This is a genomic window from Streptomyces pallidus (ex Mingjun et al. 2026), assembly GCF_051550185.1.
Classification (GTDB): Bacteria; Actinomycetota; Actinomycetes; order Streptomycetales; family Streptomycetaceae; genus Streptomyces.
Genome location: NZ_CP196181.1, coordinates 4,405,334 through 4,428,001 on the forward strand (window position 1 = coordinate 4,405,334; position 22,668 = coordinate 4,428,001).

Annotated in this window: 20 protein-coding genes; 11 read left to right on the forward strand and 9 right to left on the reverse strand. The window is 73.0% G+C overall.

The annotated features are described in order from the left end of the window. Window positions 1–2: 2 nt before the first annotated feature. On the reverse strand, window positions 3–758 hold the full coding sequence (locus tag ACSHWO_RS19480) for an SIS domain-containing protein (protein WP_385848819.1): 756 nt from the start codon (window positions 756–758) through the stop codon (window positions 3–5). 212 nt (window positions 759–970) lie between these two features. Here ACSHWO_RS19480 and ACSHWO_RS19485 point away from each other — a divergent pair, with 212 nt between their 5' ends. Further along, on the forward strand, window positions 971–1,663 hold the full coding sequence (locus ACSHWO_RS19485; RefSeq protein WP_438313390.1) for a metal-dependent transcriptional regulator: 693 nt from the start codon (window positions 971–973) through the stop codon (window positions 1,661–1,663). 260 nt (window positions 1,664–1,923) lie between these two features. Continuing rightward, window positions 1,924–2,811 carry an alpha/beta fold hydrolase gene (locus ACSHWO_RS19490; protein WP_385848820.1) on the forward strand — a complete coding sequence of 296 codons (888 nt, stop codon included), beginning with the start codon at window positions 1,924–1,926 and terminating at the stop codon, window positions 2,809–2,811. Between the two features lie 117 nt (window positions 2,812–2,928). Here the strand turns inward: ACSHWO_RS19490 and ACSHWO_RS19495 are convergent, their stop codons facing one another. The 3 genes from ACSHWO_RS19495 to ACSHWO_RS19505 form a co-directional block, all read right to left on the reverse strand. Next, window positions 2,929–4,614 (reverse strand): transporter, encoded by a 1,686-nt coding sequence (locus ACSHWO_RS19495; RefSeq protein WP_438313392.1) that lies wholly within the window; start codon window positions 4,612–4,614, stop codon window positions 2,929–2,931. Then, a complete protein-coding gene (locus ACSHWO_RS19500; RefSeq protein WP_361095707.1) occupies window positions 4,611–5,450 on the reverse strand; it encodes an ABC transporter ATP-binding protein in 840 nt (279 codons plus the stop codon). The genes ACSHWO_RS19495 and ACSHWO_RS19500 overlap by 4 nt, the downstream gene beginning before the upstream one ends. Before the next feature lie 142 nt (window positions 5,451–5,592). Next, window positions 5,593–6,276: a bifunctional DNA primase/polymerase gene (locus ACSHWO_RS19505; protein WP_385806211.1), complete on the reverse strand. Its 684-nt coding sequence runs from the start codon at window positions 6,274–6,276 to the stop codon at window positions 5,593–5,595. 220 nt (window positions 6,277–6,496) lie between these two features. On the opposite strand from ACSHWO_RS19505, the gene ACSHWO_RS19510 reads away from it, so the two are divergent. Together ACSHWO_RS19510 and ACSHWO_RS19515 are read left to right on the forward strand one after the other, a co-directional pair. Then, window positions 6,497–7,876 (forward strand): transcriptional regulator, encoded by a 1,380-nt coding sequence (locus ACSHWO_RS19510; RefSeq protein ID WP_438313395.1) that lies wholly within the window; start codon window positions 6,497–6,499, stop codon window positions 7,874–7,876. A gap of 130 nt (window positions 7,877–8,006) precedes the next feature. Beyond that, window positions 8,007–9,488 carry a hypothetical protein gene (locus tag ACSHWO_RS19515; protein WP_438313397.1) on the forward strand — a complete coding sequence of 494 codons (1,482 nt, stop codon included), beginning with the start codon at window positions 8,007–8,009 and terminating at the stop codon, window positions 9,486–9,488. A 67-nt stretch (window positions 9,489–9,555) separates the two neighbouring features. Here ACSHWO_RS19515 and ACSHWO_RS19520 read toward each other — a convergent pair whose 3' ends face one another. Next, the gene (locus ACSHWO_RS19520) at window positions 9,556–10,839 is read right to left on the reverse strand and encodes an ABC transporter substrate-binding protein (RefSeq protein WP_361095694.1); all 1,284 of its coding nucleotides are present in this window, start codon (window positions 10,837–10,839) and stop codon (window positions 9,556–9,558) included. Window positions 10,840–11,036: 197 nt separating this feature from the next. On the opposite strand from ACSHWO_RS19520, the gene ACSHWO_RS19525 reads away from it, so the two are divergent. Both ACSHWO_RS19525 and purU read left to right on the forward strand, forming a co-directional pair. Beyond that, window positions 11,037–11,483 (forward strand): SCO4402 family protein, encoded by a 447-nt coding sequence (locus ACSHWO_RS19525; RefSeq protein ID WP_361095840.1) that lies wholly within the window; start codon window positions 11,037–11,039, stop codon window positions 11,481–11,483. Between the two features lie 14 nt (window positions 11,484–11,497). Next, window positions 11,498–12,373, forward strand: a complete 876-nt coding sequence (gene purU, locus ACSHWO_RS19530; protein WP_438313399.1) for a formyltetrahydrofolate deformylase — start codon at window positions 11,498–11,500, stop codon at window positions 12,371–12,373. Window positions 12,374–12,521: 148 nt separating this feature from the next. Here purU and ACSHWO_RS19535 read toward each other — a convergent pair whose 3' ends face one another. After that, entirely contained in the window at window positions 12,522–13,826 is a 1,305-nt protein-coding gene (locus ACSHWO_RS19535; protein ID WP_438313401.1) for a zf-HC2 domain-containing protein, read from the reverse strand. Then, a complete protein-coding gene (locus ACSHWO_RS19540) occupies window positions 13,823–14,401 on the reverse strand; it encodes a sigma factor (protein ID WP_385806202.1) in 579 nt (192 codons plus the stop codon). Before ACSHWO_RS19540 ends, ACSHWO_RS19535 begins: the two co-directional genes overlap by 4 nt. A gap of 313 nt (window positions 14,402–14,714) precedes the next feature. On the opposite strand from ACSHWO_RS19540, the gene ACSHWO_RS19545 reads away from it, so the two are divergent. Next, a complete protein-coding gene (locus ACSHWO_RS19545; protein ID WP_385806200.1) occupies window positions 14,715–15,233 on the forward strand; it encodes an EF-hand domain-containing protein in 519 nt (172 codons plus the stop codon). Window positions 15,234–15,251: 18 nt separating this feature from the next. Here ACSHWO_RS19545 and ACSHWO_RS19550 read toward each other — a convergent pair whose 3' ends face one another. Beyond that, complete coding sequence (locus ACSHWO_RS19550) at window positions 15,252–16,520, reverse strand: acyltransferase family protein (RefSeq protein ID WP_438313404.1); 1,269 nt, start codon at window positions 16,518–16,520, stop codon at window positions 15,252–15,254. Between the two features lie 151 nt (window positions 16,521–16,671). Further along, a complete protein-coding gene (locus tag ACSHWO_RS19555; protein WP_438313406.1) occupies window positions 16,672–18,258 on the reverse strand; it encodes a class I adenylate-forming enzyme family protein in 1,587 nt (528 codons plus the stop codon). A 214-nt stretch (window positions 18,259–18,472) separates the two neighbouring features. Between ACSHWO_RS19555 and ACSHWO_RS19560 the strand changes: the two genes are divergently transcribed. The 4 genes from ACSHWO_RS19560 to ACSHWO_RS19575 all read left to right on the forward strand — a co-directional run bounded on the left by ACSHWO_RS19560 (window position 18,473) and on the right by ACSHWO_RS19575 (window position 22,599). After that, window positions 18,473–19,702 carry an amidohydrolase family protein gene (locus tag ACSHWO_RS19560; RefSeq protein WP_438313408.1) on the forward strand — a complete coding sequence of 410 codons (1,230 nt, stop codon included), beginning with the start codon at window positions 18,473–18,475 and terminating at the stop codon, window positions 19,700–19,702. A gap of 5 nt (window positions 19,703–19,707) precedes the next feature. Next, complete coding sequence (locus ACSHWO_RS19565; RefSeq protein WP_438313410.1) at window positions 19,708–20,862, forward strand: acyl-CoA dehydrogenase; 1,155 nt, start codon at window positions 19,708–19,710, stop codon at window positions 20,860–20,862. Between the two features lie 5 nt (window positions 20,863–20,867). Beyond that, on the forward strand, window positions 20,868–21,839 hold the full coding sequence (locus ACSHWO_RS19570) for an acyl-CoA dehydrogenase family protein (RefSeq protein ID WP_438313412.1): 972 nt from the start codon (window positions 20,868–20,870) through the stop codon (window positions 21,837–21,839). Window positions 21,840–22,128: 289 nt separating this feature from the next. Beyond that, entirely contained in the window at window positions 22,129–22,599 is a 471-nt protein-coding gene (locus tag ACSHWO_RS19575) for an ATP-binding protein (RefSeq protein WP_385806190.1), read from the forward strand. Window positions 22,600–22,668 lie beyond the last annotated feature (69 nt).

The following is a 22,668-nucleotide window of genomic DNA, read 5'->3' on the forward strand; positions in this document are numbered from 1 at the left end:
CCTCAGTGGCGGAAGAAGATCCGGTCGCCGTACTCCTGCATGACGCGGCCGTTCCACTCGTGGCCGCCGTCGACGTTGCCGGACCGCAGCAGCGGCGGCTCGATGCCGCGCGCGGCGAGCTCGCCGGCGGCCGCCGCCATCACCGCCTGCATGATGGCGGCGGTCACCACCGTCGAGGCGGGCGCGAAGGGGGCGGCGATCCCGTCGATGCTCAGCTCCGCGTCCCCGACCGCGATCTTGCTGTCGAGGACGATGTCGCAGTGGTCCTTGAGGAAGGTGCCGGAGACGTGCCGCGACCGGGTCTCCCGCGCGTACGCCACGGAGGTCACCCCGATCACGGTGAGGCCGAGGGCGCGGGCGTTCAGGGCCATCTCCACCGGCAGGGCGTTCCGCCCGGACAGGGAGATGACCACCAGGACGTCGCCGGAGGTGGCGGGGCTGCTGTCCAGGACGGCCCCGGCCAGCCCGTCGACCCGTTCCAGGGCGCTGCCGAGGGTGGCGGGCATGACGTCGACGCCGGCGGTGCCGGGGACGGCGAGGAAGTTCATCAGGGCGAGCCCGCCGGCCCGGTAGACCACGTCCTGGGCGGGGAGCGAGGAGTGGCCGGCGCCGAAGGCGAAGAGCCGGTTCCCGGCGGCGACGGCGTCGGCGACGGCGGTCCCGGCCTCGGCGATGCGTCCGCCCTCCTCGTCCCGCACCCGCTGGAGCAGGCCGATCGCGGCATCGAAGAACTGACCGGCCAGCTTGCTCTCGCTCATTGCCGAGGCCCTTCCAGGGAGACGGTGGGACGGGGGGCGTCCGGGTCCGCCGCTCACCGTGCGGTCTGGACCAAGGGCGTGTCAATACGGCCGTCAATACGGGCCCGCGGCCCACACTGCGGCCGGGAGGCTTGGCGAAGGCGCGGGACGGTTGTCGGTGCGATGCGTCAGAATTGGGGGCAGGGCCAGCGCACGATATCCGAGGGGCACGAATGTCCGGACTGATCGACACCACGGAGATGTATCTCCGCACCATCCTCGAGCTGGAAGAGGAAGGCGTGGTCCCCATGCGCGCCCGGATCGCCGAACGGCTCGACCAGAGCGGGCCGACGGTGAGCCAGACGGTGGCGCGGATGGAGCGCGACGGCCTGGTGGCCGTGGCGAGCGACAGGCACCTGGAGTTGACGGATGAGGGCCGCCGCCTGGCCACGCGTGTGATGCGCAAGCACCGTCTCGCGGAGTGCCTGCTGGTCGATGTCATCGGCCTGGAATGGGAGCAGGTGCACGCGGAGGCCTGCCGCTGGGAGCACGTGATGAGCGAGGCGGTGGAGCGGCGGGTGCTGGAGCTGCTGCGCCACCCGACCGAGTCGCCGTACGGCAACCCGATCCCGGGTCTGGAGGAGCTGGGCGAGAAGGCCGAGGTCGACCCGTTCATCGAGGACGGCATGGTCAGCCTCTCTGAGTTGGAGCCGGGCACCGAGGGCAAGACGGTGGTCGTGCGCCGGATCGGCGAGCCCATCCAGACGGACGCCCAGCTGATGTACACGCTGCGCCGTGCGGGCGTGCAGCCCGGTTCGGTGGTGAGCGTGACCGAGTCGCCCGGCGGTGTGCTGGTCGGCAGCGGTGGCGAGGCGGCCGAGCTGGAGGCGGAGATCGCCTCGCACGTGTTCGTCGCGAAGGCCTGACCGGGGAAGAAGTTGGTCCCGGCGCCTTGCGGCGCCGGGACCGTCCTCCCCTGTGCTGACCTGGAGCCCCGAGCTCTCAAGGTCATCCCCTTCGGACCGTCTTCCCCGAGCGGCCCGCCTCCCTGTTCAAAGGATCTCCGTCGGCAGGGGCCGTCAATCCTTGAGCAAGGTCACTCGAAAGAGCGGTGTTGACCGCGGGAAGCCGATTTTCGAATGTGGGTTCGATAGTGTGGCGGCGAAGCGAAGGGGGTGCCTCCTCGGTGGTACGGCGCATCGATGTGACAGCGGCCGACGGTGTTCGCCTGGCCGCCTGGGAGTTCGGGGAACCGGACGCCTCCCCGCCGCCCGATCTGCCGGCGCCCCGGGTGCTGTTACTGCACGGCCTGATGGGCCGCGCCTTCCACTGGGCCGGCACCGCCCGCTGGCTCGCCCCCGGCCGCCGGGTCGTGGCCCTGGACCAGCGCGGCCACGGCGAGAGCGACCGCCCCGCCGCCGGCCCGGACGTCCAGGCCCCGCTGGGCCGTGAGGCCTTCGTCGCCGACGCCGAGGCGGCCGTCGAACAGCTCGGCCTCGCCCCCGTCACCCTCGTCGGCCACTCCATGGGCGCCCTCACCGGCTGGCAGCTGGCGGCCCGCCGCCCGGACCTCGTCGAGGCCCTGGTCATCTGCGACATGCGCGCCTCCGCCCTCGGCGAGGCCTCCCAGCGCGAATGGGCGGAGTGGTTCCACCGCTGGCCCCTGCCGTTCCCCACCCAGGACGCCGCCCGCCGCTGGTTCGGCGAGGACGACCCCCGCGTGGAGGAACCCGACCCCGGCCGCGGCGCCTTCTTCGCCGAGGTGATGCACCGTGCCCCCGACGGCTGGCGGCCCCTGTTCTCCCGCAGCGACATGCTGACGGCCCGTGAGACCTGGGTCCACGACGCCCACTGGGAGGAGCTCGCCCAGGTCTGCTGCCCCACCCTGGTCGTCCGGGGCCTCGACGGCGAACTCGGCCGCGCCGAAGCCCAGGAGATGGTCCGCGTCCTGCCCGAGGGCCGGTACGCCGAGATCCCCGACGCCGGCCACTACCTCCACTTCGACCAGCCGACCGCCTGGCGGGCCGTCCTGGAACCCTTCCTCGACAGCCTCCGCCCGCAGGTGTCCCACTGATCCGCCCCAGCCCCGTACCGGGCCCCGGCCCAGGTCCTGCGACGGGAAGACGGGAAAAAGGGGTGAGGGGGTGACCGGCCTCCCCGGCCGGTCACCCCCTCACCGTACAGCCGGCGCTCAGCCCTTGCTGACCGCCTGCAGGATCTCCGGCAGCTTCCGGGCCACGACCGGAGCCGCCAGCCGGACACCCGCCCAGGCCGCCGCCGCGCCCCAGACCACGCCCAGCGGGAGCACCGTCCAGGACAGTGACTCCATCCCGTCCGCAGCCTTGAACCAGATCGTCAGCGCGATCACCGGCGAGCAGATCACCGCCGACGCCAGCAGGCCGGCGAAGATGCCCGACCACGCCAGACCGCCCTGCCCCGGGGCGACGTTCTTGAAGGCGCCGTCCGTCGGGATGGAGTACGGGAAGCGGGCCGAAGCCAGCGCGCCCGTGCACAGCATCGAGCCCAGCAGGGCCAGCGCCATGCCCAGACCGGCCGGGAAGCCCTGCCAGTCGCCGACCAGCGCGGCCGTGACCGCCGTGACCACGACCGTGTACGGCACGGTGACCAGGGCCAGGGCGTAGGCACGGGCCCGCAGCTCCACGTAGGCGTCCCGGGTGCCCCCGATGGTCTGCGCGACCATCCAGAACGCCGAGGTGTCCTGTCCGAACTGGTTGTACATCTGCACGCCCAGCATGCCCGCGCCGAAGCAGGCCAGGTACACCGAGCCGGTGCCCTGCAGGGCGTTGAACACCGGGATGATCAGGCCGACGGCCAGGGCCGACACCCACGACATCTTGGTCTTCGGTTCCCGCACCGCGTAGCGCAGGGTGCGCTGGAGGGTCGCGCCCGTGCGCCCCGCCGGCAGCCACGACCAGATGCCCGCGCCCGCCGACTCCCGCTTCTCCCTGCCCCCGGCCGCGGCGATCGTCGAGCCGTCCGGGGTGACCATGAGCCGGGTCAGGCTGCGCTCCCACAGCCACATCAGCAGCACCACCGCGAGGACGGTCAGCGCCAGCTGGGCGGCCGCCGTCCCGTACGCGCCCCTGCTCGCCGAGTCCACCATGCCGACGGCCGTGGCGGGCGGCAGCCACTGCACCACCGCGGCGGCCGGCTCCAGCTGGGCCAGGCCGCCGGCCTCCATCAGGCGCTGGCTCGCGAAGTTGGCGAGCTGCGCCCCCACTGCGATCACCAGGCCGCTGAGCACGGCGAGGTCGCGGCCCTTGCGGCTGCTCAGCAGCCCGACGTTGGCCGTGGCGACGGTGCGGGCCAGGGCGACACAGCCGAGCAGCAGCAGTGGTGCGGCCACCACACCGGCCACGATGCCCGCCGACCCCCGTGCGACGGCCACCACCGAGCCGACCGCCACGCACAGCGTGAACAGCGGCCCGATGCCGATGAGAGAGGAGGCCAGCAGGGCCCGGACCAGCGGGCGCGGCCGCAGCGGCAGCATGACCAGCCGGCTCGGGTCGAGCGTCTCATCCCCGGTGGGGAAGAACAGCGGCATGAACGTCCAGCCGAGCGCGAGGATCGCGGCCAGCAGGACGACGACGGTGTCGGCGTGCGCGTGCCCGTGCAGCATGGCCAGGCCGAAGGTCAGGAAGAAGGCCACCACCAGCGCGAACGCCAGCGAGGTGAAGTAGGCGGCCTTGCGCTTCGAGGACCCCTTGAGGCCGTTGCGAATCAGCGAGAGCTTCAGCCGGACGAACACGGCGGTGGGGTCCACCGCGGCGGCGGCCGGCCCGGCCGCCTCGGAGGCGGGCGCCGACCCCGGCAGGGGCCCGGAAGCGGAGGCGGAGGCGGATGCGGTGCTGCTCATCGGGCGGCCTGCCCGCCCAGCCAGTCCAGCGATTCGCCCGCGGAGCGCCCGCCGGCGCCGACCAGCTCCAGGAACGCGGCCTGCAGCGAGGGCGCGTCGCCCCGTACGGCGGCCAGCGGGCCCGCGGCGCGGATCCGGCCGCCGGCCATGACGGCGACCCAGTCGCACAGCGACTCGACCAGCTCCATCACGTGGGAGGAGAAGACGACCGTGGCGCCCGAGGAGGTGTACCGCTCCAGCACCCCGCGGATGGTCTGCGCCGACACCGGGTCCACGCCCTCGAACGGCTCGTCCAGGAAGAGCACTTCCGGGTTGTGCAGCAGGGCGGCGGCCAGCCCGATCTTCTTGCGCATGCCCGTCGAGTAGTCGACGACCAGCTTGTGCTGCGAGCCCGCGAGGTCGAGGACCTCCAGCAGCTGCGTCGCCCGCTTGTCGGTCTCCTCGCCCGGCAGGCCGCGCAGCCGGCCCATGTAGCCGAGCAGTTCACGGCCCGACAGCCGCTCGAACATGCGCAGGCCCTCGGGCAGCACGCCGATCCGGGACTTCACCTCGACCGGGTCCGTCCACACGTCGTGGCCGGCCACGACGACCCGCCCCATGTCCGGGCGCAGCAGCCCGGTCACCATCGACAGCGTCGTCGTCTTCCCCGCGCCGTTCGGGCCGACCAGGCCGATGAACTTCCCCGCCGGCAGCTCCAGGTCGATCCCCGCGACCGCGACCTGGTCGCCGAAGCGCTTCCACAGGCCTTCCACCCGTACCGCCGCCCGCCCGTCGGACGGCGCCGCTGCGCCACCCGTCCCGGACGTCCCGCCCGTCGCATCACCCTGGTTCGGCATGCGTCTGCCTCTCGTTCTCGTCCCCGTGGTCCTACCGTTTCACCATAGGGCGGCCCCGAGAGGCGGGGCAGTTACGTATGTCATGACTTCGGGCCGCGAAACGCACCTGGTCCGGGCCGGTGTCCACGGGTGTGAGAGGCCGTCAGGGCGTGCGGCGGGCGGTCCGGTCCGCCGCGGCCTCGCGCCCGCACGCGTACGCGAGGGCGTCGATCAGCTCCTCGGCGTCCGGCAGCCAGCGGTTCGCGGGGGTGGGGCGGCGGGCCCACTGGACCGAGCCCCGGCCACCGAACCGGGTCGGCGGGGCGGCCACGTACTCGCCCTCGCCGCGCACCCGAAGGTCGATCGCGGACGGCGACCAGCCGTACCGGCGGACCATCTCCGGCACCTTGGCGGAGGCGCCGGGCAGCACGAAGAACAGCATCCGGTGGTCGGGCGTCAGGGTGACCGGTCCGAGGGTGCGCTCCATGCGTTCCAGCCGGGCGAGCGCCAGGAAGCCCGCGGAGTCCGGGACGTCGAGCGCGTCGAACGTGCGGCCCGTCGGCAGCAGGATCGAGGCCTCGGGCCGCTTTCCCCACAGCTGTCGGACCCGCACCGCACTGCCCGTGGCGAGCGTCGCCCACTCCTGCACCGCGGGGTGCGCGCCCGGAGCGGGGCAGTCCGCGGCCCCGCAGGAGCACAGCTCCCGCCCCTCCGCGTGCTCCAGCCAGGTGCCGGCGAAGACGTCCCAGTGCCGTTCTTCCGTGTACCGCACGGCATGGTCCAGCAGCAGCTCGGAGCGCTGCTTGGGGATGGGTGCGGTCTCCGTGACTCCGATGGTCTCTTCCACGACCATCACAACTCCCGCGGTCAGGCGGGGTTACGGGGGTAAACCGGCCGGTGGGCGCTGCATCGATCCTGCATGCGGGGCGCACTGGTGCACGGATGGGGGCGCGTGGGAGGCCGGGGCGCCGGAGTTGGGTAGCGACACGACGCAGAGCGGATGATTCTCCGCACATCAGGCGGGAAGTGATCATTCCAACGATCACCCGCGGCCTCTGGGGGTTTTCATGGCAGCCAGGCCTCTCCTCGCCCGCCAGCCGAACGAACGGCTGCAGGCACTGATTCAGGAAGCCGGGTGCTCGAACGCCGGGCTCGCTCGGCGCGTCAACATGTGCGGGGCCGAGCACGGCCTCGATCTCCGCTACGACAAGACGTCCGTGGCCCGTTGGCTACGCGGCCAGCAACCGCGGGGCAGGGCCCCGGGAATCATCGCCGAGGCGCTCGGCCGCAAACTCGGCCGGACCGTCACCATCGACGAGATCGGCATGGCCAACGGCAAGAACCTCGCCTCCGGGATCGGCCTGCAGTTCTCCCCGACCGTCGGCGGTGCCATCGAGCAGGTCAGCGAGTTGTGGCGGAGCGACGTCGGGCGGCGGGACTTCCTGTCCGGGTCGAGCGTGGCCGCGTCCGCGCTGGTCGAGCCCAGCCGGGACTGGCTGATCACCGGGGCCGACGCGCAGGTGGCCCGCAACGGCGGCTCGCGCGTCGGCATGTCGGACGTGGAGGCGGTACGGGCCACCACCGAGGCCCTCAAGGAGCTCGACCACCGTTTCGGCAGCGGGCACGTCCGGCCCGTCGTCGTGCACTACCTCAACTCCGTGGTGTCCGGACTGATCGGGGGTTCGTACCGGGAGCCGGTCGGGCGCGCCCTGTTCGCGGCGGTGGCCCGGCTGACGGAGCTCGCCGGGTACATGGCGGTGGACACCGGGCAGCCGGGCCTGGCGCAGCGCTACTACATCCAGGCGCTGCGGCTGGCGCAGGCGGCCGGGGACCGGGCGTACGGCGGGTACGTGTTGGCGGCGTCCATGAGCCACCTCGCCGCGGAACTCGGCAATCCGCGGGAGATCGCCCAGCTGGCGCGGGCTGCCCAGGAAGGCACCCGCGGGCAGGTGACCCCGCGGGTGGAGGCCATGTTCTACGCGGCCGAGGCGCGCGGGCACGCGCTGCTGGGCGATGCCCGGGCGGCGGCGGTGCTGTCCTCGCGGGCGGTCACGGCACTGGTGCGGGCAGAACCGGAATCCGGGGACGATCCGGCGTGGATCCGACATTTCGACCAGGCGTACCTCGCGGATGAGCTTGCTCACTGCCACCGGGACCTGGGGCAGGCGGAGCAGGCGGCCCAGCAGGCCCGGGAGGCGCTGGCCGGACTGCCCGCCGGGAAGGAGCGGCGCCGGGCGATCGGGATGCTGCTGCTGGCGGCGGCCCAGGTGCAGCAGCGGGAGGTGGAGCAGGCCTGCCAGACCGCGGCGCGGGCGGCGGAGCTGCTGTCGGGGATCCGCTCCAGCCGGGGTGCGGAATACCTGGACGACTTCCGGGCGCGGCTCCAGCCGTACCGGGAGGAGGCGGCGGTCCGCGAGTTCTCGGCGCGGCTGGAGGCGGTCGCCTGACGGAGGATATGCCCGGGTGTGATGTGAATCATCCGGCAACGTGGGCCTGACGGGGAGGGCGGGGTCCGGGTAGCGTGAGTCGGCGTTCCGTAGGTTCGGTGTGTTCGGAGTAGTCGGCGAAGGAGTCCCGGTGACGGAGAACGGACAGGGGAACGCCCCGCAGGCGGCCCCGCAGCCCGGAGCGCCGTGGGGCCCCGATCCGGCGTACGCGCGGCCGCCGGCCCCCGGCCAGTTGCCGCCCCAGCCCGGGCAGGCGGAGCCCGGCCCGGTGCAGTCCGGGCACGTGCTCGGGCCCGGCTGGGAGGGCCCCGGCCAGCCGCACGGTTACGGCTACCCGCCGCTGCCGGAGGCCGCGACCCAGTACATCCCGCCCGTCCCGGCCGGCCCGGACTCCGCCCCGCCCGGCACGGCGTACACCCCGCCCGGGGCGCCGTACGCCCCGCCGGTCCCGGGCGTCCCGGGCCCGCAGGCGGCCGCCGCGTACGACGAGGCGGCGACGCAGTACATCCCGCCCGTCCCGGCCGGGCCGGCGGCCCCCGGGCACCACGAGGCGGCCACGCAGTACATCCCGCCCGTCCCGGCCGGGCCCGCGCCCCCCGCGCACGACGAGGCGGCGACGCAGTACATCCCGCCCGTCCCGGCCGGGCCCGCGCACGACGAGGCGGCGACGCAGTACATCCCGCCGGTGCCGGCGGGCCAGGCGGCACCGGCCCCCTCGTTCGACGAGGCGGCCACCCAGTACATCCCGCCGGTGACCGACGGCTTCGACGGGCTGTTCCGCGACGGCGACGGGGGTGTCGTCGGCAGCGACGGGCACACCCAGCAGCTCCCGCCGATCCAGGAGCCGGTGCTGCGGCAGCCGCCGCCGCGCCCGTACCCGCCGCGCGGGCAGCACCCGCAGCAGTCGTTCCAGCCGGGCGGGCCGGGGCAGCAGCAGTTCGCCCCGCCGCCCCCGCCCGAGCCGGCCCGGCGCGTGCCGCCGGCGGTCATCGGGGCCGTGGTGGTCGGCCTGGCGGTGGTCGGGCTCGGGGTCGGCGCGCTGCTCAGCGACGGCAAGAAGCAGAACAACGACCCGGCCGCGGCGGCGGACGCCCCCACCCCGTCCGCGGGCAGCTCGGCCGCGGCCGCCGAGGCGCCGGTCGACCCGGCCCGGTCCCAGGCCATCCAGCTGGACAAGCTCCTCGCGGACAGCAACGACAGCCGGTCCAGCGTGATCAAGGCCGTCGACGACATCAAGAGCTGCCGCAACCTGGACACGGCCGCGAGCGACCTGCGCGACGCGGCCCGCCAGCGCGAGGAGCTGGTCACCCGGCTCCAGGACGTGAAGATCGACCAGCTCCCGAACAACGCGAGGCTGTCCGCGGCGCTCAACAAGGCCTGGAAGGCCTCGGCGGACGCCGACAACAGCTACGCGGCCTGGGCGGACGACCTCGCCGGGGAGAAGGGCGACAAGAAGGGCTGCAAGGACGGTCGGGCCCGGAACACCGACGACGCGAGCGACGGCAACAAGTCGAGCGGGGAGGCGACCCGGGCGAAGGAGACGGCCGCGCCCCTGTGGAACACGATCGCGGCCAAGTACAACCTCACCAAGCGGGACAAGTCCCAGCTGTAGCCCCGGCCCCCCGCAGGCCCCGGCCCGCAGGCGCGGGCCTGCGGGCCGGGTACGTCACCGGCCTACGTCACGTGGCGCGCGGGGCCTGCTCCAGCGTCTGCGTCATGTCCATCGGCTGCTCGCCCTGCTGGGCGACGAGCCGGCCGGACTGGACGACCTGGAAGGTGACCTGCCCGTTGACGATGCGCGGAAAGCCGGCCAGGGCGCGCATGTTCTCGTAGCGCCAGTTCAGGTCGGGGGTCAGGCCGCCGGTCTTGACGGGGTCGGACTGGTTCAGGGCGCGCGTCACCCTGTGCGGGGTGACGTCCTCGCCGGACTTCAGACGCTTGACGGCCTCGCTGAGTACGGTGTAGGCGATCCAGGCGGTCTGCGTCCCGCTGTCGTCCGGGTCGACGGCGTCGTTGCCGAAGGCGTGCTCGGATATCACCTTCCGCATCGGCTTCCAGACCGGGTCGCTCGACACCGGGTACCAGCTGGTGACGAGCGCGCCCTCGAAGGGGCTCTCCCGGCCGCCGGTGCGGTCGATGAGGGCCTGGCTGACACTGCCCAGCACGGAGGCGATCTGCGGGTTCCGGCGCTTGTCGTCGGCCCGGCGGAAGGCGTCGAAGAACGTCTCCGTGCGCTGGCCGAGCACGGCCGTCACGCAGCCGCGGTCCTTGCCGCCGGAGGAGTTCGTCAGGGCCTCGCGGGCCTGCGGCGTGTAGTCGGCGGAGTCCTCGGCGGCGCGGATGTCGGCGGCCTCGCCCGCCTTGCCGGCGCCGTCGGACCGCAGGCCGGCGTTGAGCAGGATCGGCATCGAGTCGCCGGCGAGTGTGTCGGGCCGGACCAGCGCCACATGGCTGCAGGCGCGGCCCAGCTGGCGTCCGGCGCCGGCGAGGAGTACGGGCTGGCCGCCGTTGACGGGGAAGGAGAGGTTGCTCTGGAACTCCTCCGCGGAGACCCCGTACCCGCCGATGAAGGGGATGCCCTCGACCTCCAGCGGGGCCATGAAGGCACGCCCGTGCTGGCTGTAGGAGCCGACGACGGCGACGGCCTTCTCGGCGATGGCCTTGCGGGCGCAGTCGGCCGCCCCCGACGGGGTGTTCTTCTCGTTGCAGGTGAGCACGCGCAGTTTGTGGCCGTTGATCCCGCCCGACGTGTTGACCCAGTCCTCGTACGCCTTGGCCATACCGGTCATTCCCGGCATGTTGGTGGCGCTGGTGTCCTGCGGGGCGAAGGTCATGACCGTGATGGTGTCCGTGGGGCCGCCCGAGCTTCCGGGGAGCACGCCGCAGCCGGCGAGGAGGCAGACGCCCGTCGCGGCGGCAGTGGCGGTACGGAAGCGGGGAGTTGTGCGTCTCCGATCGGTCATGTCCCAGCACCCTTCCGCCTCACGGGGAAATCGGCAGTGAGATCGGCGTAACAGGGCGTGACATTCAGGTGAAATGGCGGGGGCGTGGTCCTCCACAGGTGCTTGAAGATCGCTCCAGACCGGAACGTACGATCGAAAGCGTGACATTCGCCCAAGCTTCGAAGAACTCTTCCCGACGCGGCGGCCGCTCCTCCACCATGGGCGGCATGCCCCTGAACGACATGCCGTGGTGGCGCTGGCGCAGCAACGTGCGCTCGGCGCTGCACATGCTCTCCGATCCCGCCTTCCAGGAAGAGGTCTGGCTCGCGGGCGCCGAGGGATACGGGGACGTCACCGACGCCGTCTACCGGCTGGTCGAGGACACCTGGCTGGACAGCTGGTCCGCGGAGAAGTACGTCGGCACGATCTTCCGCGACGTGCAGGAGGCCACCCTCGTCGACGTCGCCGTCCTCCGCGTGCTGCGCATCCTCCACCAGGTCGGACCCGACGCCCCCGTGTCCGCCTATCTGGAACACCACGGCTGGCCCGAGGCGGTGCGCGCCGCGCGAGAGGCGCACGTACGGCTGGCGCAGGCGGACGGCGAGGACCCGGATGCCGCGCCGCGTTCGCTGGAACTGCTGAGGATGCTCACCCGCCCGGTGTGAAAGGCTGTGGTGCCATGAGCGACGACCCGCAGCCCCAGGCACCCCAGCAGTACGTACTGACCCTGTCCTGCCCCGACAAGCAGGGCATCGTGCACGCCGTGTCCAGTTACCTGTTCATGACCGGATGCAACATCGAGGACAGCCGGCAGTTCGGCGACCGCGACACCGGCCTCTTCTTCATGCGGGTGCACTTCTCGGCCGAGCCCCCCGTCTCCGTGGAGAAGCTGCGGGCCAGCTTCGCCGCGATCGGCGACTCGTTCCGGATGGACTGGGAGATCCACCGCTCCGACGAGCGCATGCGGGTCGTGCTGATGGTGTCGAAGTTCGGGCACTGCCTCAACGACCTGTTGTTCCGCACCCGGATCGGGGCCCTGCCGGTGGAGATCGCCGCCGTCGTCTCGAACCACACCGACTTCGAAGAGCTGGTCCGCTCGTACGACATCCCCTTCCACCACATCCCGGTGACGAAGGACACCAAGGCCGAGGCGGAGGCGCAGCTGCTGGAGCTGGTCCGCGACGAGAACGTGGAGCTCGTCGTCCTGGCCCGCTACATGCAGGTGCTGTCGGACACCCTGTGCAAGGAGCTCAGCGGCCGCATCATCAACATCCACCACTCCTTCCTGCCGAGCTTCAAGGGCGCCAAGCCGTACCACCAGGCACACGCGCGCGGTGTGAAGCTGATCGGTGCCACCGCGCACTACGTGACGGCCGACCTCGACGAGGGGCCGATCATCGAGCAGGAGGTCGAGCGGGTCGGCCACGAGGTCACCCCGGACCAGCTCGTCGCGATCGGCCGGGACGTGGAGTGCCAGGCGCTGGCGCGGGCCGTGAAGTGGCACAGCGAGCACCGCGTCCTGCTGAACGGCACCCGCACGGTCGTCTTCGCCTGACCTGTTCGGCCCCGCCGGCGTTTGAGGCGCGGGGTCCGGGCAGCGCCCCGGCACACGGCACGACGGGGCCGCACCGGGCTCCGGCCCACGGGTCCGGGGGCCGATGCCCCCGGCCGGGCGGGGCCCGGCGGGCCGCGGGGGCCGGAGGCTAGAGGTGGCTGAGGGAGGCGGCCGCGAACAGCACGTCCCGGATCGCCTCCCGGTCACCGTGCTGCCCGACGGCTGCCTCCTCCGGCGAGATGTGCCCGGCGGCCAGCTGGCAGAACTCGGCCCCGTCCAGCGCGATCCGCGCCACCGTCTGCTCCGCCGACGGCTTCGCGGCCGGCGAGTCCAGGGCGATGTCCCAGCTCCCGCCGCCCGAGCCCTCGATCTCCAGGTGCAGGGTCCGGCCGGGCGCCCCGGCCGCGACCAGCCCGCGCGCCGGAGCCGCCAGCCCGGCCCGGCGGCGGTGCGCCAGCGCGCTCGGCAGCAGCCGGGCCGCCAGGTCGATCATCCGGTGCAGGTGTGGTCCCGACGGGGGGTCGTACGGGTAGTCCACCGCCTCCGCGATGTCCCAGGCGTGCACCCAGCACTCGAAGGCCCGCTCCAGGAACGCGTCCCCGAGCGGCAGCGCGAAGTGCCCGTAGTCCACGGACAGCTCGGCCACGCCCCGGCCCGCGAACGACACCGTCCGCACCAGCGTGTGGCCCTGCTCCCGCCACGGCTCGCGGACCTGGCGGGTGATCGGCTGCTCGACGGAGTTCCAGTAGAGCTCCGTACGGGCCGCCGGTCCCCGCTCCCGCGCCGCGGCCGGGCCCAGCGGGTCGTCCAGGCCCAGGGCGCCCGCGATCATCCCGTCCACCGTGAGCAGGTGGCCGATCACCCCGGCGACCGTGGTGCGGCGGGTCTGTCGGCGCTCCTCCTCGAACCACTTCAGCCGGACCGGGGTCTCCCACTCGGAGTCCCCGAAGTCGCGCAGCAGCGCGTCCAGCCGCGCGGTCTCCGTGTCGTACGGGCTCGCCCACGCCGGGAGCGGGATCCGGGCCGGACGCTTGCCCAGGCAGTCCTCCAGCACCCGCGAGCGCAGCAGCGGCTTGAGGTCCAGGCTCTCCGCCGGGTGCAGCAGCCCCACCGCGTCGCGCAGCCGCAGCGCCTCCTCCGCGCACGGCGCGCACTCGGTGAGGTGCGCCTCCACCGCCTGGATCTCCTCGGGGGAGCAGGCGGCCAGCGCCCACGCGCCGAGCAGCGACTTCAGCACGGCGTGCGAGCGGGGCTCGGGGGCCCGCTCGGGCCGTACGGGCGCCGGCGGCCGCGGTGGCTCCGGCAGTGGCCGGGGCGCGTACCGCGGGTCGAGGTTATCGGCGGGACCGCGCGGGCCCGGTATCCGCGGCGGCCTGCCGATCTGCCGCTCCTCGCGGCCGTCGGATCCGTCGTGGCCGTCGGGTCCGTCGCGTCCGTCGTCGGGACCGTTCATCGGGGCGTTCCATATCCGGGCGGGCCGAAGCCGGGCGGGCTGGCGTCCCCTGGGGTGAGGACGTTGGCGGTGGACAGCAGCTGCAGTCCCAGGCGCAGCCGGCGCCGCGCCTCGTCCTCGCTGATCTGCAGGTCGGCGGCGGCCTGCCGGTAGTCGCGCCGCTTGAAGTAGGCGAGTTCCAGGGCGGCGCGCAGCGGCGCGGGCATCGAGGTGACGATGTAGTCGGCGCGGGCGGCGGCGCTGGCGCTGCGGACCTTCTGCTCGATCTCCTCGCGGGAGCCGCGGCCGACCTCGGTCTGGCGCAGCCGGGCGACGGCCTGGCACTGGGTGACCCGGGCGACCCAGGAGCGCAGGGAGCCCTGCTTGGGGTCGTAGGCGTCCGGGTTCTCCCAGATGTAGCCGAACACTTCGCGGGTGATCCGGTCGGCGGCCCTCTCGTCGCCGAGCACCCGGTGGGCCAGGCTGTGCACGAGCGAGGCGAAGCGGTCGTACAGTTCGCCGAGTGCGGCGGCCTCGCCGCGGGCGAGCCGCTGCTGCATGCGGCGGTCCCAGCGCGGTGGTGCGTCCTTCGGCATCGTGCCCCCAGCCGTGTGTCGACGCATCGAATGTAATGGGCAAGGGCCGGTGCTCGCCTGTTTTGCGGCAACCTCGCCTGGAAGAGTGGCGGGCCGCGGACGGGCTGTGACGGGGTGTGAACGCAGGGGCGCGGCGCGGCACATGGGGCCGGCACATGGGCACGGATGTGCGCGCCCCGTCGCGCTTCCCGTGCGCGGGTTCGATGCGGCCGCCTCCTTGACGCCTTCGCTTAACGTGCGGGCCGCAAAGGGCTTACGCTCCCGCTTGTCTTGAACTGCACCCCACCGCACACGTGAAGGCGGAACCCCCGATATGGACAGCGCAGAATACGAGCGCAAGATCGCCGCCCGATTCGCCACCTTCGACCAGGACGGCAACGGATATATCGACCGCCAGGACTTCAGCGCGGCCGCCAAGGCGGTGCTGGCCGAATTCGGCACGGCCCCGCGGTCGGAGAAGGGCCAGGCCGTGTTCGCGGGCGCGGAGGCGTTCTGGCAGGGGATGGCGGGCATCGCGGACGTCGACGGCGACCAGCGGGTGACCCGGCAGGAGTTCATCACCGGGGCGGCGAAGCGGCTGCGGGACAGCCCGCAGCGGTTCGCGGAGATCGCGCGGCCGTTCCTGCACGCGGTGATCGCGGTGGCCGACGTGGACGGCGGCGGCGTGACCCCGGCCGAGGCGGCCCGTGTCCTGCGGGTCCTGGGCACCCCGGCGGAGGTGGCCGGCCCGGTGGCGGCGGCCCTGGACACGGACGGCGACGGCCGCCTCTCGGAGGACGGCCTCCTCACCGCCTTCGCGTCGTACTGCGGCGTGGAAGCCCCGGACGCCTGACCCGCCCCGGCCCGTGCGCTACGGCGCCTGAGTGCCGGCCCGGACCGGCTCCCGTTCCTGGTCCGTGGTCGTGCGCCGGTCGGCGCCGTCGTCGGCCTGCCGCGGCAGGCCGGGACGGGGGAGGCCGATGTCCTTCAGCCGCATGGCGGGGCGCTCGACGAGGTGCCAGGACAGCACCGCCGCGACCAGGGTGCCGGCGACGCTGAGCGCGAGGTAGGCGGCGAAGCCCCAGCGCGCCCCGCCGAGCGCGGCCACGGCCTGTTCGACGACGAAGCCGTAGATGTAGATGCCGTACGAGTAGTCGTGCTTGCGGCCCACCTTGCGGAATGGCGCGGGCAGTCGGATGGCCAGCCACAGCAGGAGGTAGGCGAGGGCCGGAACGCCGAGGACGTAGAACCAGCCGTAGTGCAGGGCGGCGAGCAGGGTCAGGCCGCTCAGCAGGGCCAGCGGGTCGCTGACCGGGACCCGCTCCTTGTAGACCTCGATGAGGGCGCCGAGGGCGAAGGCGAAGCCGAGGTAGAAGACCCAGGGCACGACGTAGCCGCCGACGATCGGCACGTCCGGCATGCCGTCGCGCATCGGGATCTCCGTGGCGTTCACCCGGGGGTCGGTGAGTGCCTCGCCGAGCACGTAGCAGCCCAGGACCGCGGCGACCGCCAGGATGGCGCGCCGTGCTCGGACCACGCCGCCGGCCCGCGCTCCGGCGAGGACGAGGAGGCCGACGCCGAGGTAGCAGAGGACCTCGTACTCCAGGGACCACAGGGCGCCGTCGAAGCTGCGGTTGAACGTGAGTCCCTTGTGCTGGGCGGTGTCGAGGACGCCCGAGATGCCCCACTGGTGCACCCGGATGGCGAAGTTGGCCCGGAGGTAGTCCAGCGGGCCCTCGCCGTGCCCGAGGAAGCCGGCGAGGCCGTGGTGCTGGCGCCAGTACAGGAACGGCGCGACGGCGAAGGCCGTCACCACCAGGCACACCCACAGCCCCGGCAGCAGGCGCAGGGCCCGGTGCCACAGGAAGCGGCCGACGGGGAGCCGGTTGCCGCTGCGGGTGACGAGGATGCCGGAGAGGATGAAGAACCCGAACACGGAGAGCTTGCCCAGGTCGGTCTGCCCGGCGGCGAAGGCGTAGCCGAACTCGCGCTTCCCGAAGCCGAGGATGCGTGCGTGCGACAGGACCACGGCGGAGGCCAGCAGCAGCCGGAGCAGGCCCAGGCTGTTCTCGCGGCCCGAGAACAGCTCCGCCACGCTTCCGTGGGACCAGCGGAAACGGTTCTGGCGGGAATCGCGCATGCGGATGACGCCTCTCGAGAACGGGACCCGAAGGGGCGCTCTGACGGATGGGGGAGACTGACGATTGTGACACGCGGCGCGTGCCGGGCCGGGCGGGCCCGAGCGGAATGAGACGCCCGCCACGGGGGCCGGCGGGGGCGGGCCGGTTCCGTCAGGCCCCGGCGAAGCGTTCGCGGAGTTGGTATTTGAGTACCTTGCGGAGGGCCTCGTTGCGGGGGAGTGCGTCGAGGAGCTCCAGTTGTTCCGGGAGCTTGTGCGGGGCCAGGCCCTGGGCGCGGAGGTGGTCCGTCAGCCGGTGCAGGGTCAGGGGGGCGGTGCCCGGGGGTTGTTCCACGACGGCGCAGACGCGTTCGCCGCGGTCCGGGTCCGGCAGGCCTATGACGGCGACGTCGCCGACCTCCGGGAGCAGGTGGAGGAGGTCCTCGATCTCCTTCGCCGAGATGTTCTCGCCCTTGCGGATGATGACGTCCTTGCTGCGGCCGGTGAGGACGAGGTAGCCGTCGGGGGTCAGGCGGCCGAGGTCGCCGGTGATGAGGTAGCCGTCCGCGTCGAAGGGGCCGTCGTCCGCCGGTCCGGCCTGGTCGAGGTAGCCGCGGCAGACCGCCTCGCCGCGCAGTCGGACCTCGCCGTCCGTGCCGGCGGGCAGCGGGGTGCCGTCGGGGGCCGTGATGCGGATGGACATGCGGGCCGGGGGGCGGCCCTCGGTGGTGGCGAGGTGGTCCGCGGTGTCGTCCGGGGCGCCCATGGTGATCATCGGTACCTCGGTCATGCCGTAGCCGTGGGTGAGCTGGCAGCCCAGTTCCCGGACCACCGCGTGGTACAGCTCGGGCGGCTTCGGGGCGCCGCCGCCGGCGAGCAGGCGGAGGGTCGGGATGAGCGGTTCGGACGGGTTCCTGCGCTGCTCGGCGAGGAACATCGAGTAGAAGGCGGTCGAGCCGCCCGCGACCGTGACCCCGTGGCGCCGGTAGCCGTCCAGTGCGTCCGGCATCGCGAACTTCTCGAAGAGCACCGCGGGGAACCCGTACAGCAGCAGCATCACCGTGTAGTCGGGGCCGGCGATGTGGGCGAAGGGGAACGCCATCGAGCCGACGTCCTGCGGGCCGAGCCGCAGGGCGTGCGCGAGGCAGGAGCCGCCCGCGATCAGTGAGCGGTCGGTGTGCAGGACGCCCTTGGGGTCCGAGGTGGTGCCGGAGGTCCAGTAGATCCAGCGTACGGAGGTCCCTTCGGTGGGCGGTGCGGGGAGCCCGGCCGGGTCCCCGTCCGGGAGGTCGGCGGCCTCGTACACCGTGAAGACGCCGCGGGCGCCGAGCCGCCCGGCCATCGCGGTGTGGTCGAAGCCCCGCCAGAGGCCGGGGACGGCGAAGAACTCGGCCTTGGACTCGCGCAGCGCGAAGCCCACCTCGCGGTCCCGGTAGAAGGGGATCACGGGGGACTGGACGGCTCCGAGCCGGGCCAGGGCCAGCGAGAGCAGGACCGTCTCGATCCGGGTGGGCAGCTGCCAGGCGACGACCGTGCCCGGGCGCACCCCCATCCCGTACAAGCCCGCGGCCACCCGCTCGGCGCGGTCGCGCAGCTCGCCGAAGGTGATCGTCCGGTCGTCGGCGGGGTCCGGGGCCGCCTGGATGAGGACGGGGGCGTCGGGGGTCAGCTCCGCCCGCCGGGCGACGAGTGCCCAGAGGGTGGGGGAGCCGTCGAGTTCGTGCGCGGTGTCGGCCGGCGTCCGCGTCGTTCCCGGCATGGCAGCCCTCCGTTCGACCGGTCATTGCTGACGGGTAGTCAGATGATGGGCAGAGCGTAGGGCCGGGGCGCTTGTCGGTCCAGGGGTGGCGGGGCTAGCGTGGGGCGACCGCTTTTCCTGACGGTCCATCAGATCAGCTCCGGTCCATCAGATCGGCTCCGACGGATTCGGCTCACCGGATCAGGCTCGATCCGGCTCGCGGTGAGGGGACACCATGGAACTGCCTCGGATCATCAGCGTCGACGACCACGTCATCGAACCCGCCCACCTCTTCGACGTCTGGCTGCCCGCCAAGTACCGCGACCGCGGACCCAGGCCGCTCACCGCCGGCATCGGCGAGCTGGAGTACCGCGGCGGCAAGTACGTGATCTCCATGGACCCCGACGGCCCGCCGACCGACTGGTGGATCTACGAGGACCTGAAGTTCCCGTACAAGCGGAACATCGCCGCAGTCGGCTTCGACCGCGACGACATGACCCTGGAGGGCATCACCCGCGCCGAGATGCGCCGTGGCTGCTGGGACCCCCGGGCCAGGCTCGCCGACATGGACCTCAACCACGTCGAGGCCTCACTCTGCTTCCCCACCTTCCCGCGCTTCTGCGGGCAGACCTTCGCCGAGGCCCACGACAAGGAGGTCGCCCTCGCCTGCGTGCGCGCCTACAACGACTGGATGGTCGAGGAGTGGTGCGGCGACAGCGGCGGCCGGCTGATCCCGCTGTGCATCGTCCCGCTGTGGGACATCGACCTGGCCGTCGCCGAGATCCGCCGCAACGCCGCCCGCGGGGTCCGCGCCGCCACCTTCTCCGAGATCCCCACCTACCTCGGGCTCCCCTCCATCCACTCCGGCTACTGGGACCCGTTCTTCGCCGTCTGCCAGGAGACCGGCACCGTCGTCAACATGCACATCGGGTCCTCGTCCCAGATGCCGGCCGCCTCCCCCGACGCCCCGCCCGCCGTCCAGGCGTCGCTGAGCTTCAACAACGCCATGGCCTCGATGATGGACTTCCTCTTCAGCGGGGTGCTGGTGAAGTTCCCGCAGCTCAAGCTGGCCTACAGCGAGGGCCAGATGGGCTGGATCCCGTACGCCCTGGAACGCGCCGACGACGTCTGGCAGGAGCACCGCGCCTGGGGCGGGGTCCGCGACCTGATCCCGGAGCCGCCGTCCACGTACTACTACCGGCAGATGTTCTGCTGCTTCTTCCGGGACAAGCACGGCATCGCCTCGCTCGACGTCGTCGGACGCGACAACGCCACCTTCGAGACCGACTACCCGCACGTCGACTCGACCTTCCCGCACACCAAGGAGGTCGCCCTCGACCACGTGAAGGGCCTCGACGAGGAGACCGTCTACAAGCTGATGCGCGGCAACGCCATCCGCATGCTCGGCCTGGACCTGGACCTGGACCGCGACCGGGCCGCGGCCGGCGCCGGGACGGCACGGTAACGGTAGTGGACCTCGCGTACACGCAGGAGGAGCAGGAGTTCCGGGCGCGGCTGCGCGAGTGGCTCGCCAAGGTGCTGCCCGAGCTGCCGCCGAAGCCGTCCCCCGACGACTGGCCGGGCCGCCGCGCCCACGACCTCGGTTGGCAGCGCAGGCTGTACGACGCCGGGTACGCGGGCCTGCACTGGCCCGTCGACGCCGGCGGGCGCGGCGCCACCCCCACCCAGCACCTGATCTTCCTGGAGGAGACCGAGCGCGCCGGGGCCCCCTACGTCGGCGCGAACTTCGTCGGCCTGCTGCACGCCGGCCCGACCATCGCCGCCGAGGGCACCGCCGAGCAGCGGGCCCGCTGGCTGCCGCCCGTGCTGCGCGGCGAAGAGCTGTGGTGCCAGGGCTTCAGCGAGCCCGGCGCCGGCTCCGACCTGGCCTCCCTGCGGACGCGCGCGGTCCGCGACGGCGACGTGTACGTCATCACCGGCTCGAAGGTGTGGACCTCGCACGCGGAGATCGCCGACTGGTGCGAACTCCTCGTCCGCACCGACCCCGGCGCCCCGCGGCACCGGGGCATCTCCTGGCTGGCCATGCCCATGGACGCGCCCGGGGTGACGGTCCGGCCGCTGCGCACCCTGGTCGGGAGCACCGAGTTCGCCGAGGTGTTCCTCGACGGGGTGCGGGTCCCGGTGGCCAACCGGGTCGGGGAGGAGAACGACGGCTGGCGGGTCACCATGGTCACCCTCTCCTTCGAGCGGGGCACGGCCTTCGTCGGCGAGGTGGTGGCCTGCCGGCGCACCCTGGGCGAGCTCGCCCGCGCGGCCAGGGCGAACGGCCGCTGGGACGACCCGGTGCTGCGGCGCCGGCTCGGGCGGCTGCACGCGGAGTTCGGCGCGCTGTGGCGGCTCACCCAGTGGAACGTGAGCGCGGCCCAGCGTACGGGCGGGGTCCCGGGGACGGGCGGATCGGTGTTCAAGCTGGCCTACTCGCACGCGCGGCAGGAGCTGTACGACACGGCCGCCGAGGTGCTGGGCGCGGGCTCGCTCGTCCTGGAGGAGGAGTGGGTGCGCGAGCGGCTGTCCTCCCTTTCGTACACGATCGCCGCGGGCACCTCGCAGATCCAGCGCAACATCGTCGCCGAGCGGATCCTCGGCCTCCCGAAGGGCCGGTGAGGGACATGGACTTCCAGCCGACGCAGGAACAGCGGGACCTGCGGTCGGGCGTACGGGCGCTGCTGGCGCGGTGGTACGGGCGCGAGGTGCTGCGGGCCGCAGTGGACGCCGTGGACGCCCCGGCGGCGGTGCTCGACCGGGGGCTGTGGCGGGAGCTGGGCGCGGCCGGGTTCTTCGCGCTGCGGCTGCCGGAGGCGGCCGGCGGGGTCGGGCTCGGGCTCGCGGAGGCCGTGCTCGTCTTCGAGGAGGCCGGGCGGGCGCTGCTGCCGGGGCCGCTGGTGGCGACGCACCTGGCGGCCGGGGCGGTCCCGGGCGCGGCGGAGGGCACCGCGGTGGTCACGGCCTTCGACCTGGGCGGCGGGGGCGGGCCGGGAGCACCGGGAGCACCGGGCGGTGCTCTCGTGGCGCACCTGGGGGAGGCGGACGCCGTCCTCGGGTCGGGCGTGGACCCGGCGGTGCTGCTCCGCACGGGTGAGCCGGTCCGCTCGGCGGACCCCCTGACCCCGCTGCACCGCGTGCCCGCCCCCGCGGACGGGGCGGAGGTGGCTCCGTACCGTGACGAGGGGGCGCTCCTGACGGCGGCCCTCCAGCTCGGCAGCGCCCTGCGCACCCTGGAGCTGGCGGTGCGCCATGCGAAGGAACGCGAGCAGTTCGGGCAGCCGATCGGGGGGTTCCAGGCGGTGAAGCACCTGTGCGCGGGGATGCTGGTGCGCGCGGAGCTCGCCCGTACGGCGGTGTACGCGGCGGCGGTCACGGCGGACCCGGGGGAGATCGCCGGGGCGAAGCTGCTCGCGGACGAGGCCGCCGGCGGCAACGCGCGCGACTGTCTCCAGGTGTACGGCGGCATGGGCTTCACCTGGGAGGCTGACGTCCACCTGCACCTGAAGCGGGCGTGGCTGGGGGCCGCACAGTGGCGGACGGCGGGCGAGGCGGAGGAGGTGCTGGCGGCCGATTTGCTCGCCACTGGCGGGGTCTGACGCGGCACGCATGTCCGATTACGGAGAGTTGATATCGGTTTGTGTCCTTGGCGGGGCCCGAAGCGGCCCGAATGCGGGGGACTGCTCCGGTACGCTCCCGGGAATGCGAGCGGTAGCGCGGCGTGAGCGCCGCACAGTATGCACCACGCCTTCATCTTCGCGCTGGAATATGCCTGAAGCGCTTGTCGCGGTGACTGTATGTCAACCATGCTGCTGCGCAGAGGGGTCACGTTCGGTGATCCCGTCCTGTCACAAGGCGACGTGTCCGCCGGTTCGGATGGTGTGAGCGGTGCAGGTGCTTCAGGTGCAGCTGGAGGTAGGACCGGACCCGGCGGAGGTCGGCCGGGCCCGCCGGTGGGCGCGTTCCCGGCTGGCGGGGTGCGGGATAAAGGACGACGAGCCGCTCGCCGAGACGCTGATCCTGTTGATCTCCGAGTTGGTCACCAATGCCGTGGTGCACACCGGGTGCCCGGCGGTGCTGCGGATGCTGTTCGGTGGGCCGGGCGTGCGGGTGGAGGTCGCCGACGCCAGTGACCGTGCCCCGTCCCGGCGGCAGGCCTGCGGGGAGGACACCGGCGGGCGTGGGCTGGAGCTGGTCGACGGGCTCGCCGACCGGTGGGGCTGGCAGCGCGAGGGCGGCGGCAAACGGATCTGGTGCGAGGTCGACCGTGCGGACGGCGCCAAGGGGCGCGCTTCCACGCGCACGGACGGGCCGCGCGAGAATGTCGGGTCGATCCGGGAACCGCGCGTGTACCTCTAACGAGGTGTTGACGGTTCGTCAACTGTTGATCACCCTGGTGTGGAGCGATTCGTCGCGAGGGGACGCCAA